At 72.7% G+C, this 12,542-nt stretch carries 13 protein-coding genes; all 13 read left to right on the top strand.

From position 1 onward, the window contains the following. The first annotated feature begins 66 nt into the window (after positions 1–66). Positions 67–444, top strand: a complete 378-nt coding sequence (locus BW982_RS14150) for a hypothetical protein (protein ID WP_076494285.1) — start codon at positions 67–69, stop codon at positions 442–444. Next, positions 444–1,418: an FAD:protein FMN transferase gene (locus tag BW982_RS14145; protein ID WP_076494283.1), complete on the top strand. Its 975-nt coding sequence runs from the start codon at positions 444–446 to the stop codon at positions 1,416–1,418. The genes BW982_RS14150 and BW982_RS14145 overlap by 1 nt, the downstream gene beginning before the upstream one ends. Then, the gene (locus BW982_RS14140; protein ID WP_076494282.1) at positions 1,411–2,001 is read left to right on the top strand and encodes a ferric reductase-like transmembrane domain-containing protein; all 591 of its coding nucleotides are present in this window, start codon (positions 1,411–1,413) and stop codon (positions 1,999–2,001) included. Before BW982_RS14145 ends, BW982_RS14140 begins: the two co-directional genes overlap by 8 nt. Next, positions 1,998–3,182, top strand: a complete 1,185-nt coding sequence (locus tag BW982_RS14135; RefSeq protein ID WP_076494280.1) for an NADH-ubiquinone oxidoreductase-F iron-sulfur binding region domain-containing protein — start codon at positions 1,998–2,000, stop codon at positions 3,180–3,182. Before BW982_RS14140 ends, BW982_RS14135 begins: the two co-directional genes overlap by 4 nt. After that, entirely contained in the window at positions 3,179–3,385 is a 207-nt protein-coding gene (locus BW982_RS14130) for a ferredoxin (RefSeq protein WP_076494279.1), read from the top strand. Before BW982_RS14135 ends, BW982_RS14130 begins: the two co-directional genes overlap by 4 nt. Before the next feature lie 40 nt (positions 3,386–3,425). Further along, a complete protein-coding gene (locus tag BW982_RS14125; RefSeq protein WP_175611116.1) occupies positions 3,426–4,160 on the top strand; it encodes a response regulator transcription factor in 735 nt (244 codons plus the stop codon). Further along, positions 4,157–5,677, top strand: coding sequence for a sensor histidine kinase (locus BW982_RS14120; protein WP_076494277.1), 1,521 nt, complete (start codon positions 4,157–4,159; stop codon positions 5,675–5,677). The genes BW982_RS14125 and BW982_RS14120 overlap by 4 nt, the downstream gene beginning before the upstream one ends. Before the next feature lie 66 nt (positions 5,678–5,743). Beyond that, positions 5,744–6,820, top strand: a complete 1,077-nt coding sequence (locus BW982_RS14115) for a phosphodiester glycosidase family protein (protein WP_083696713.1) — start codon at positions 5,744–5,746, stop codon at positions 6,818–6,820. Between the two features lie 3 nt (positions 6,821–6,823). Then, positions 6,824–7,954 (top strand): bifunctional glycosyltransferase family 2/GtrA family protein, encoded by a 1,131-nt coding sequence (locus BW982_RS14110; protein ID WP_076494276.1) that lies wholly within the window; start codon positions 6,824–6,826, stop codon positions 7,952–7,954. Then, positions 7,951–8,604 (top strand): DUF4956 domain-containing protein, encoded by a 654-nt coding sequence (locus BW982_RS14105; RefSeq protein WP_076494274.1) that lies wholly within the window; start codon positions 7,951–7,953, stop codon positions 8,602–8,604. Before BW982_RS14110 ends, BW982_RS14105 begins: the two co-directional genes overlap by 4 nt. After that, positions 8,601–9,446, top strand: coding sequence for a VTC domain-containing protein (locus tag BW982_RS14100; protein ID WP_175611115.1), 846 nt, complete (start codon positions 8,601–8,603; stop codon positions 9,444–9,446). The genes BW982_RS14105 and BW982_RS14100 overlap by 4 nt, the downstream gene beginning before the upstream one ends. Beyond that, on the top strand, positions 9,431–10,999 hold the full coding sequence (locus tag BW982_RS14095; protein ID WP_076494273.1) for a carbohydrate-binding domain-containing protein: 1,569 nt from the start codon (positions 9,431–9,433) through the stop codon (positions 10,997–10,999). The genes BW982_RS14100 and BW982_RS14095 overlap by 16 nt, the downstream gene beginning before the upstream one ends. A gap of 147 nt (positions 11,000–11,146) precedes the next feature. Then, positions 11,147–12,535, top strand: coding sequence for a glycosyltransferase (locus tag BW982_RS14090; protein ID WP_076494271.1), 1,389 nt, complete (start codon positions 11,147–11,149; stop codon positions 12,533–12,535). Positions 12,536–12,542: the final 7 nt, after the last annotated feature.

Raw genomic sequence — 12,542 nt, 5'->3', positions numbered from 1 at the left:
CATCGAATCGGTGAGTGCTGCTCTTGTCGGCGGTCGTGACGATGGGGCCATCGAAAGGAGGCACCGATGAGTGCTCTGCAGAAGATGTGGCTCCGCACCCGGGTGGCCACCGCCATGGTCGCGGCCCTCAGCGCCGGCGCCGTCGTGATCATCGCGGCCGGGGTGGTCGACGGATCCTCGGCGACCGAAGCCGCGACGACCACCACGACGTCCGACACCGCCGACTCGACGGTCACGCCGACGCCCTCGGCCTCGGCGACCGCGGCGACCACGGCCACCACGACGACCGACGACGCGGCCACGACCGGCACCTCCGCGTCCGACGGCACCGCGAGCGGGTCGAGCTCGGGAGCCTCGACCTCGGAGAGCTCGACGGGTTCGGCATCCGGCTCGGTCTCCTCGTCGCAGTCCACGCGATCCGACGCCACCTCGAGCGGGTCGTGATGCGCGCCTCCTCCCTGTGGGGCCTCTGGTCCACCGAAGCGACCCTCGTCGTCGACAGCGACGCGGAACGTCTGCCGCGCGGAATCCGCGACGTCGACGACCTCCGCGACGCCGCCGTCGAGATCGCGGATCGCGAACTCGCGCTCGTCGACGCGGCCGTCAACCGCTTCCGCGGCGACTCCGAGATCAACCGCATCGCGAGCGATCTGCCGCGGGGGGTGAGCATCAGCGCCCTGCTCACGGAGTACGTCGGCGCGGCCCTCGACGCGGCACGGCTCACCGAGGGAGCCGTCGATCCGACCCTCGGCCGTCACCTGAGCGCGCTCGGCTACGACCGCGACATCGCCCTCGTCCTCGACGACGACGACCGACCGGTGCGCGCCGTCGCGACGGACGTCGCCGGGTGGCAGCGCGTGGAGCTGCGCGGCCGGCGTCTCCGGGTCCCGGCGGACCGCACGCTCGACCTCGGCGCCACCGCCAAGGCGCTCGCCGCGGACCGCGTGGCCGCGACCATCGCCGCGCGTCTGGACTGCTCGGTGCTGCTGTCGCTCGGCGGAGACGTCTCCACGGCGGGTCCCGAACCGCGCGACGGATGGCATGTGCGCGTGCAGGACCTGCCCGACGAGCCGGCGACGACCGTGCGGGTGGCGGCGGGGCACGCCGTGGCGACCTCGAGCACCCTTCGGCGCCGGTGGCGTCGCGGCGGCGAGACGATGCACCACATCCTCGATCCCCGCACGGGGCTCCCCGCGGACCCGGTCTGGCGCACCGTCACGGTCGCCGCGTCGCGCTGCGTCCTCGCCAACGCGTACGCCACCGCCGCGATCGTCCGCGGCGCCTCGGCCCTCGAGTGGCTCGCGGACCGGGCGCCCGCGCGGCTCGTGGACCAGCAGTGTCGGGTGCACACCGTCGGCGGCTGGCCGGCGGAACCCGTTCCCGCGCACGCGACGGGGGAGGCGATGATCCGTGGATGAGGCACTGTGGGCCCTCGGGCGCGGCACGGGGGTCGTCGGACTCGTGCTGTTCAGTCTCGCCGTCGTCGGCGGCATCGTCGTCCGCTCGGGCGCGCCGTTGCCGGGTCTCGGGAGGTTCGGCGCCGCGCGCCTGCACCGCGACATCGCCCTCCTCGCGACGGTGTTCATCGGCATCCATCTGGTGTCGCTGCTGTTCGACAGCTACGCGCAGCTCGACGTCGTCGACTTCTTCGTGCCCTTCCTCGCGGCCTACCGTCCGGTGTGGCTCGGACTCGGCACGCTCGCGATCGACCTCGTGCTCGCGGTGGTCGTGACCGCGCTGCTCCGGCACCGGATCGGTGCCCGCGTCTTCCGTTTCGTCCACCGTGGCACCTACCTGCTGTGGCCCCTGGCCCTCGCCCACGCGATCGGTGCGGGAACGGATGCCGGGGAGCCGTGGTTCCTCGCCACTGCGGCGGCGTGCGCCGTGGCGGTCGCCGCGGCCGTGGGGTGGCGTCTGGTCCTCCGGTCCCGCGAACGCCGGGCGACCGGGCTCGTCGCCGACGTCGACCGTCCGCGGGCGCGTGTGGGGGTGGCGTCATGACCGCGCCGATCCTCCTGCGTGCCGCCGATCCCGGCCTGGCCGCCCACGCGGCGGTGTTCGGGTCTCGCCCGTCGCCGTCGCTCGACGGCCTCCTCGGCGAGCTCGAGGCCGCGGGCCTCGACGGGAGAGGCGGCGCCGGATTTCCCGTGCACCGCAAGCTCGCCGCCGTGGCGCGCGCTTCGGCGCGCGGCGGCGCCCCGATCGTGGTCGGCAACGGCAGCGAGGGCGAGCCGCTCAGCGCGAAGGACCGGGTGCTGCTGCAACGCGCCCCGCACCTGGTCCTCGACGGACTGCTGATCTGCGCCGAGGCGCTGGGGTCCGATGAGGCCCACCTCGTGGTGCACGCCGACGCGCGCTCGGCGGCGGAGAGGGCGCTGGCCGAACGCAGCGATGCCGGAATCGTCCGGTTGCACGTCGCCGATCACGGTTTCGTCGGAGGAGAGGCGTCGGCGCTCGTCGCCGGAGTGTCCGGGCGACCCGGGGTGCCCTCCGATCGCGTCGTCCGCCTCGCGGAGCGGGGTCTGCGCCGGCGGCCGACGCTGGTGCAGAACGTCGAGTCGCTGGCCCAGGTGGCGGTGATCGCCCGCACCGGCGCCGACCGGCACCGGAGTCGCGGTCGCGCCGGCGACGCCGGAACACGGCTGGTGAGTGTCAGCACGCCGGGGGAGACGCCGATCGTGCTCGAGGTCGACGGGGGAACGGCGATCGCCGAGATCCTCACGGCGACCGGGGTCACGCGAGACCCCGCGGCCGTCCTCGTCGGCGGGTTCCACGGCACGTGGCTCCCGCGGGAGGCGCTCGACGCTGCCCTCTCGCCCCGCGGCCTGGCGCAGTGGGGCGCGTCCCCGGGCGCGGGCGTGCTCCACGTCCTCTCCGGCGGAGACTGCGGCATCCGCGCGACCGCCGACATGCTCGCGTTCCTCGCGGCGGCGTCCGCCCGGCAGTGCGGGCCGTGCCTGAACGGTCTACCCGCCATCGCCGCGTCGATGCGGGCGCTCGCCGCGGGGCGGGACACCCGGGACGAACTCCGACGCCTCGCCGGACTCGTCGACGGTCGGGGGGCCTGCGCGCACCCCGACGGGACGGTCCGCCTGCTGCGGAGCGCGCTGACGGTGTTCGCGGACGACGCGCAGGCCCACACGGAGAGTCGCTGCCGGGCGGGAAGAAGGGTGAGATCATGACGAAGAACCTGCACGTGGACTGGACGGCCTGCACGGGCCGCGGGGTCTGCGCCGAGCTGCTGGCGGGCGTGGTCCGCACCGACGACTGGGGGTACCCCCTCGCCGAGGGCGGCACCGACATCGTCGTGCCCGCGGGCCGCGAACGCGACGCCCGGGATGCCGCGGCCGTGTGCCCGCGCCTGGCGCTGACCTGGAGAGGCTGATGTCGGCGCGATCGGCTCGCCCCGGCCGCGCGGAGAGGGCATGCTGAACCCCATGGTCATCGCACGGCATCCGCTCTCCCGCCCCGACGGATCGCCGATCCGCGCACTCGTCGTCGACGACGAGGTCAACCTCGGCGAGTTGCTGCGCATGGCGATGACCAACGAGGGGTGGGAGGCCCGCGCGGTGACGAACGGCCGCGACGCCCTGGACGTCATCCGGGAGTTCGATCCCGACCTGCTCGTGCTCGACGTGATGATGCCCGGCATCGACGGCGTCGAGCTGCTCACCCGCGTGCGTGCCGGCGGCAACGACGTGCCGGTTCTCTTCCTCACCGCGAAGGATGCCGTGGAGGACCGCATCGCGGGGATCGCGGCCGGCGGCGACGACTACGTCACCAAGCCCTTCAACCTCGAGGAGGTCGTGCTGCGCCTGCGCGGCATGGCCCGCCGTCACGTGGCCGCCGCGGCCGAGGCCGACAGCCTCCTGCGGGTGGGCGACCTGTCGCTCGACGAGGACGCGTACGAGGTCCAGCGGGCAGGGGTCGCCATCAAGCTCACCGCGAAGGAGTTCGAGCTGCTCCGCTACCTCATGCAGAACGCGCGACGGGTCGTGAGCAAGACGCAGATCCTCGACACCGTGTGGGGGTACGACTTCGGCGGGAGCAGCGGGGTGGTGGAGATCTACATCTCGTACCTGCGGCGCAAGATCGACGCGCTCGGTGAGCCGCTGATCCACACCGTTCGCGGTGTCGGATACACCATCAAGTCCTCATGAGCCGCCGGCCGCTGACGCTGCAGAGGGCGCTCGTGATCGGCGCGAGCGCCCTGGTCGCCGTCGCGCTCCTGATCATGAGCGTCGCCACCATCACCGCGCTCCGCGCCTTCGTCTACGACCGGCTCGACGAACAGGTGCAGGGCGGCCTGATGATGGTGGGCGGGCCGCGCGACGGGGGGCACGGGCAGTCGTCCGGTGCGGATGCGGGGGCGTCCTCCACGCCCGCACCCACCCCGTCCGGCAGTGTGAGCGGGTCCGGGGGGCGGGGGCCGTCGCCGCGCGTCGGATCGCTGCAGCTCGTGATCGGGGCGGACGGGAGCGCGCAGTCCTCCAGCTACACGCAGTCGGACGGAACGGTCGTCACGCTCTCGGCCGATCAGATCGCGATCCTCCAGGCCGCCGTGCCGACCGACGGCGTCCCCGTCACGGCGGATCTCGGAGGAGACCTCGGTGCGTTTCGCGTCGCGGCGCGCGACTCGAACGGGACGACGGTCTTCTCGGGGATCTCCCTCGCCGACTCGGCGGCGACGACGACCGCACTGACGACCATCCTCATCGCCGTGGGAGCGGCGACGCTCCTCGCGGCGATCGCGGGACTGTCCTTCCTCGTCCGCCGGGCGCTGCGCCCGCTGGACCGCGTGGCCGCGGTCGCGCAGCGGGTGTCGGGGCTCTCGCTCGGCCGCGGCGACGTCGACATCCCCGACCGGGTGGCGCCGGCCGACACCGACACCCGGACCGAGGTCGGACGGGTCGGTGCGTCCCTGAACGACCTGCTCGGTCACGTGCAGGCCGCGCTGGCCGCCCGCGCGCACAGCGAGAACGAGCTGCGCCGTTTCATCGCGGATGCCAGCCACGAGCTCCGCACACCCCTGGCCAGCGTCCGCGGCTACGCGCAGCTGACGCTGTCGGGGCCCGAACCGATGTCGTCGACGCAGCAGCGCTCGCTCGAGCGGATCGAATCGGAGTCCCGCCGCATGACGACGCTCGTCGAGGATCTGCTGCTCCTCGCGCGGCTCGACGCGGGCCAGCGGCTGCGGGTGGACGACGTCGAGCTGCCGCTGCTGGCGATCGACGCGGTCAGCGACGCGCAGGCCGTCGACCGCGACCGGGAGTGGCGGCTGGACGTCGCCTCGGACGACCCGCTGACCGTGCCCGGCGACGAGGACCGCCTGCGTCAGGTGGTCGCGAACCTGCTGCGCAACGCCCACACGCACACGCCGCCCGGGACCGTCGTGACCACCACCATCCGACGCGAAGGCGACGAGGCCGTCCTGAGCGTGACCGACACGGGGCCCGGGATCGACCCGGTCGTGGCCGACACGCTGTTCGAGCGGTTCGCGCGGGGCGACCGGGCTCGCAACCGCGACGCGGGCAGCACCGGCCTGGGGCTCTCGATCGCGCAGGCGATCGTGGCCGCGCACGGCGGTTCGCTCGACGTGCGCAGCCGCCCGGGCGAGACGACCTTCACGGTGCGGTTGCCCGCGTTCCGCTCCTCGCCGGTCACAGCAGACGCATAGTCTTCCACAGCCCACGCCGAGGAGCGGGGAGGGACCGGTTAGTGCCCCGTCCGTAGACAAGGGGGCATGGACAACGCACACCGCTCCACCGGATCCCCGGACGATCGAGAGCCCGTCGCGGGCGTCTCGCCCGACCCGTCGTCACCGGCTCCCCAGGCGACGCCGGTCCCGCGGCGCACGGGCGCGGGTCGCATCGTCACCCGGCGTTCCGTGCTCCTGGGCGGGGCTGCGGCTCTGCTCACCGTCGGTGGCGGAGCATGGTGGGCGGCGGACAGGTTCCTCATCCCGCACGTCGAGGTCGCGGACGTCGCGTCCTACGAGGCTCAGCACGTCAGCTCCGAGGCCAGCGCGGCAGCCGAGGCCGCGGCGAGCGCGACGGCCGCCGCGACGACCACGCTGACCGACACGACGTTCAGCGACGGCGCGACCTCCATCGCCCTCTCCACCGTCTCGACCGGGTCGGGCTCGTCGGCTCTCACGTACTACGTGGCCGACGTGACCCTGGGGGATGCCACGGCCCTGCGCTCGGCTTTCGCCGACGACCAGTTCGGCGAGAACATCATCCAGACCACGAGCGAGATCGCGCAGGCGCACGGCGCCGTGTTCGCGATCAACGGCGACTACTACGGCTTCCGTTCGACCGGGATCGAGATCCGCAACGGCGCCGTCTACCGCGACGAGCCCGCCCGTCAGGGGCTCGCCTTCTTCCTCGACGGGCATGTCGAGGTCTACGACGAGACGCAGACCTCCGCCGCCGCCCTCCTGGCCGCGGGCGTCTGGAACACCGTCAGCTTCGGACCCGCGATCGTCGAGGACGGCACGGCGGTGGCGGGCATCGACTCCGTCGAGATCGATACGAACGTCGGCAACCATTCGATCCAGGGCGATCAGCCCCGCACGGCCATCGGCGTGATCGGGGACAACCATCTCGTCTTCGTCGTGGTCGACGGTCGCCAGGAGGGGTACAGCGAGGGTGCCACCCTGCCCGAGCTCGCCGAGATCCTGATCTCTCTCGGGGCCACCACCGGGTACAACCTCGACGGCGGCGGCAGCTCGACGATGTACTTCAACGGCAGCGTCGTCAACTCCCCGTCCAACGGTGGCGAGCGCGGCACGAGCGACATCCTGTACGTGGCGGGCTGAGCGGTGTTCGTCCTGATCCCCGCCTTCGAACCCGGACCGGCGCTCCCGCGTCTGGTCGCCGACCTCCGGCACGCCGACCCCGATCTCGACGTCCTCGTCGTCGACGACGGGAGCGGCCCGGGGTTCGCGGAGGTGTTCGCGGACGCGCGGGACGCCGGCGCGCGGGTCGTGACGCACGACGTCAACCGCGGCAAGGGTGCGGCCCTGAAGACGGGCCTGGCCGACATCGCGGTGCATTGTCCGGATGCCGATGTCGTCACGGCCGACGCCGACGGGCAGCACGCGCCCCTCGACGTCCTGCGCGTCGCCGACGCTCTCCGTGAGGACGCCGGGCGCGGGCGCAGCGCCCTCGTCCTCGGGATCCGGGACTTCGGCGGAGACGTCCCGCTGCGCAGCCGCGTCGGCAACGCGGTCGCCCGCGGGCTCTTCCGCGTCGCGACCGGGCGCCGCGTGACCGATACGCAGACGGGCCTGCGCGGCATCCCCGCCGATCGGATCGCCTGGGCGCTCGGCATCCCGGGTGAAGGGTTCGAGTACGAGCAGCGCATGCTCCTGCGGCTCGCGCCCGACGGGGTGGCCGTGCGCGAGGTGCCCATCACGACCGTGTACCTCGCGCGCAACGCCTCGAGCCACTTCCGTCCCGTGCGGGACTCGCTGCGGGTGCTGCTCCCGGTGCTGCTGTTCGCCTCGTCGTCGCTCGCTGCGTTCGTCGTCGACACGGTCGCCTTGTTCGTCCTCGACCTCCTGACGGGATGGTTGGTCCCCTCGATCGTCGCCGCCCGCATCCTCTCGGCCACGGTGAACTTCTTCGTCAACCGTCGCATGGTGTTCCGTGCCCGCGATCAGGCGCTGACGGGACAGGCCGTCCGCTACGGCGTGCTCGCGCTGGCGCTCCTGGCCTCGAACATCGCGTGGATGTCCTTCCTCACCGAGAACGGCCTCGCGCTGCTGCCCGCGAAGGTCGTCACCGAAGGCGTCCTGTTCATCTTGAGCTACGGCGTGCAACGCACCCTCGTCTTCCCCCGTGCGGACGCCTCACCGCCCGCCGCCACCGCCCGCGTCGACACGGCACCGCGCGTGACCGCGGATCCGGATGCCATGACCACCACACCCACCACAGGGAGAATCCGATGACCACCACCGCCCTTCTGCTGGCCGCCACCGATCTGGTCACCGCCGTCATCCTCAGCGCCGTGTACTTCCACCGGCACCGCCGTCGCGATCTGGTGGTCGCCTTCCTCGGTGTGAACGTGGGCGTGCTCGCCGTCGCGACCGTGCTCGGCACGGCCGAGGTCGCGCTGGGGCTCGGGCTCGGACTTTTCGGCGTGCTGTCGATCATCCGGCTGCGCTCGAGTGAGATCAGCCAGCGCGAGGTGGCGTACTACTTCGCCGCTCTGGCGGTCGGCCTCATCTGCGGCCTGCCCCACACCGACCTCGCGACGCCGCTGCTGCTGGTGGGCCTGATCGTCGCGGTGCTCGCGATCGCCGATCACCCGCGCCTGTTGTCGCGCGCGCGGCACCAGACGGTGCACCTGGATCGGGCGATCGCCGACGAGACGGAGCTGCGGGTCGAGCTCGGCCGTCAGCTCGGCGGCGAGGTCACCGCGATGACGGTGCAGCAGCTGGATCTGGTGGATGACACCACGCTCGTGGACGTGCGCTACCGGGTGCGCCCCGGCGCGGCGCCGGTCGCGACGCGCGTCGACCCGGGCCTCGGTTCCGAGGTGCGGGCGTCCGCTCCGGCCGACACGGGTTTCGCCGACCTGCTCGGGGGCGGGCGGTGAGCGCCCGCGCGCGCGTCGCCGCCGCGCTGGACGTGCTGCCCCCGGTCTCCCTCGAAGAGCTCACCGAGGATGCCGCTCTGCTCACGCGTGTGGATCGCAAGTACCTCGTGCCGCTGGCCTCCGCGGCTGAGCTGCTCGAAGGGCTCGGGCGTCGGCAGAACGCCCCACGGGTGCTGGAGATGGACGCACGGCGTGAGATGGCGTACCGGTCGGTGTACTTCGACACCCCCGATCTGCTGAGCTTCCGCCTCGCGGCGCACGGGCGCCGGCGGCGGTTCAAGCTGCGGACGCGTTCGTACCTGGACACCGGTTCCACGTTCCTCGAGATGAAGACCCGCGGGGCGCGCGGTTCGACGCAGAAGGATCGCGACGCCTACGCCGGCGCGGTGCCCGACCGTCTGACGCCCGCTGCCCGCGACGAGGTCGCCCTCGCCCTGGATGCCATCGGCATCCCCGCCACGCGCGCCGACGAGCTCGACTCGCGCCTGCGCACCCTCTACCGGCGCGCGACGCTGCTCCTCCCCGGTGAGGGGGGAGCGCCGTCCTCGCGGGCCACCGTCGACCTCGACCTGGAGTGGGTCGATGCGACCGGCGGCGGTTTCCTCCTGCCGCGTTTCGCGATCGTCGAGACGAAGTCGCCGGGCCAGGCGGGCCGTCTCGACCGTGCCCTGTGGCGTGCGGGTCACCGGCCCCAGCGCATCAGCAAGTACGCCACGGGCCTCGCCGCCCTCCATCGCGACCTGCCCCGCAACCGCTGGTCGAGGGTCCTCGCGGGTCCCCTCGCCACCGCCGTCCCCACTTCCCGCCCCGACCGAAAGGACGTGCCATGCGCCGCCGCCTGATCCCCTTCACCCTCCCGCTGGCCGTTGCCGGTCTCGTCCTGGCCGGATGCGCGGTCACCGCGCAACCGGCATCCGTCGGCGACACCTCCGTCTCGACCTCGCAGACCAGTACCGAGGCGATCACCGAGGTGGACTCGACGATCCCGGCGGCCGCCGCGGAGCTGCTCGCCGCGAACGCGGACGGCACGGTGGTGAAGGACGACGAGTGGAACATCGCGGATGCCGTCGACGTCACCCTCTCGGGCGCCACCGCGACGAGTGATTCGTCGTCCGTCGCGGTCGACGGCTCGACCGTCACGATCTCCGCTGCCGGTGTCTATCGCCTCAGCGGCACCCTCGACGGGCAGGTGGTCGTGGACGCCCCGGAGGACGCCCTGGTCGTGCTCGTCCTCGACGGCGCCACCGTCACGAGCACCGGCGGTGCGGCCATCCACGTGGTGTCCGCCGACGACGTGGCCGTGAATCTCGCCGCGGGGTCGACGAACATGATCACCGCGGCGAGCTCGGCCGACGCCGACGCGAGCGCGGCGATCTACGCCGACACCGACCTCACGATCTCCGGATCCGGGAGCCTCTCCGTCACGGACTCCGGCAACGACGGGATCTCCGCCACCGACGATCTCGCGATCATCGGCGGCACGATCACCGTGGACGCCGCCGACGACGGCCTGCGCGGCAAGGACTCGCTGGTCGTGAAGGACGGCACCGTATCGATCACCGCGGGCGGCGATGCGCTCAAGAGCGATCAGACCGACGACGCCACGAAGGGCTACGTCTGGATCGCCGGGGGCACCATCGAGGCGACCGCGGGCGATGACGGCATCGACGCGCAGACCGACGCCGTCATCACCGGAGGCACGATCACGCTCGCGACCGAGGACGACGGCATCCATTCCGAGACGGCTCTGGCCATCGCCGGTGGACAGGTCGACATCACCCGCTCGTACGAGGGGATCGAGTCGGCCGACATCCGCATCGCCGGCGGAGCGACGAGCGTCACCTCCTCCGACGACGGCGTGAACGCCTCGGGGAACTCCACGTCGAGCGGCGGCGTGGGCGGGGGTGGAATGCAGGACTCCGGCGAGACGCTCACCATCTCGGACGGCACCCTGCGGATCGACGCCGACGGCGACGGCCTGGACTCCAACGGCACCATCACGATGACCGGGGGAGACGTCACCGTTTACGGCCCGACCGCGAGCAACAACGGCGCGCTCGACTCCAACGGCGGGATCACCGTCTCGGGCGGCACCCTCGTCGCGATCGGCAGCAGCGGAATGGCCGAGTCTCCGGAGACCTCCTCGCCGCAGGGATGGCTCGCCGCGGCGGTCGACGGCTCCGACGGTGCGTCGATCCAGATCACGGATGCCACGGGCGCGGTCATCGCGTCGTACGTCGGCGCGAAGGACTTCCAGACGGTGGTGTTCTCGTCGTCCGCGATCACCTCGGGCCAGTCGTACACGGTGACCGTGGACGGCACCTCGACGACGGTGACGGCCGGTCAGGCCGTGGCCGGCGGGATGGGAGGAGGAATGGGCGGCGGTCGCCCCTGATCGGCCGCCGCGGGTCGTGGACCGGGACCGCTCCGCCCGCTCCACGACCCGCTGTCGTTCCCAGCCCATTCATAAGAACGCTTAGCCGGGGGAGAGTCCCCGATCCCTACCGTCGAGATCCGTTCCCCCGACACGCAGGAGACCGCCATGACCGGACCGCTCGACGCCGACGTGGTGGTGCTGACCAGCCGATTCGCGCCCGAACGGGACGGGGGCTATGCGGTGGCGGTCCTGTCCCGGCTCCTCGCCCTGCACAGCGCCGGGGTACGGCATCCCCTGCTTCTCACCCTCGATGTGGGTTCGCCCCGTGACCGGGAGCGCGCCGTCGCGTACGCGCACGCCCACGGGGTGCCGGCGGGGTCCTTCACGTTGCGGAACCTGTTCGACGAGGTCGTCCGGGATCCGCGTCGGCTCCGCGCGCAGGCACGCCCCGGCGGGCGGACACCGGGCGTGGCCTACCGCGAGCTCCGCGACGATCACGGCGCGCTCGTCGTGTCCCTGCCGGTCGTCGCCGACGCGGCCTGGCATCTGTCCGAGGCGAACGTGGTGATCCATGGGGGAGAGGGCGACCGCGTGCTCCCCGGGTTCGCGGCGCTGTACGTCGCCTGGCTCTCGCACGTCGCCGATGACCTGCGCGCCGCGGCGGGCGACGCCGAGCGGCGCCTGGTCGTGATCTGCGAGTCCCGACAGATCGGGGAGACGCTCGGCCGGTGGTGCGATCCTCGGGTGCGCATCGTGCACACCGTCCACAACTCCCACCTCGCACACCCGTTCGACGCCGCCGCGCCGGTGCGCGACGAGGGGTGGCGGCGATGGCTGGACGCGCTCGACGGCTTCGACCTGGTGCTCTGGCCTACACGTGCGCAGGCGCGCGAGGTCGACGAGCGCTTCCCGCACCGCGTGCGCTTCGCCACGGTGCCCTCGGCGATCCTGCCGCGGCGGGCGGCCCGGGTCGCGTCGTGCCGCCGTGACGACGTGGTGGTCATGGCGTGCCGTCTGGTCGAACAGAAGCGCATCGACCTCGCCATCCGCGCGTGGGAGGAGGTCGTCCGCGAGCGGCCGGGTGCCCGCCTGGAGATCTACGGCGACGGACCGTTGCGGGAACACCTCCGCACAATGGTGCGCGAGCGCGGTCTGCAGGGCGCGATCCGACTGCGCGGACACGACGACGATGTCCGTGCGGCGATCGAGAGAGCCCGTGTCTTCCTGTCGACCAGCGCGTTCGAAGGACAGGGCCTCGCCATCGTCGAAGCCCTGTCGGCCGGGGTGCCGGTCGTATCGACCGACGTGCGCTACGGACCGGCCGAGGTGATCGGCGACGGCGGCATCCTCGTGCCGGCGGGCGACGTCGCCGGGATCGCCGCGGGCGTGGTGTCGCTCCTCGGCGACGACGATCAATGGGAGCGCGCCTCCGCAGAGGCGCGTCGCTCCGCCACCCGCTTCAGGCCCGAGGTGGTCGGTGCGCGTCTCCGTGAGGAGCTGGACGCGGTCCTCGCGCGGCCGGCGGGTCGTCTTTGCGCCCTCGCGGGGGCGTGACGCAGGT

Origin of the sequence: Microbacterium sp. RURRCA19A, assembly GCF_900156455.1 — a bacterium.
In the GTDB taxonomy this organism is placed as follows: Bacteria; Actinomycetota; Actinomycetes; order Actinomycetales; family Microbacteriaceae; genus Microbacterium.
Note: the sequence above shows the minus strand (reverse complement) of the source record. Positions and strands in the feature narration are given on the sequence as shown.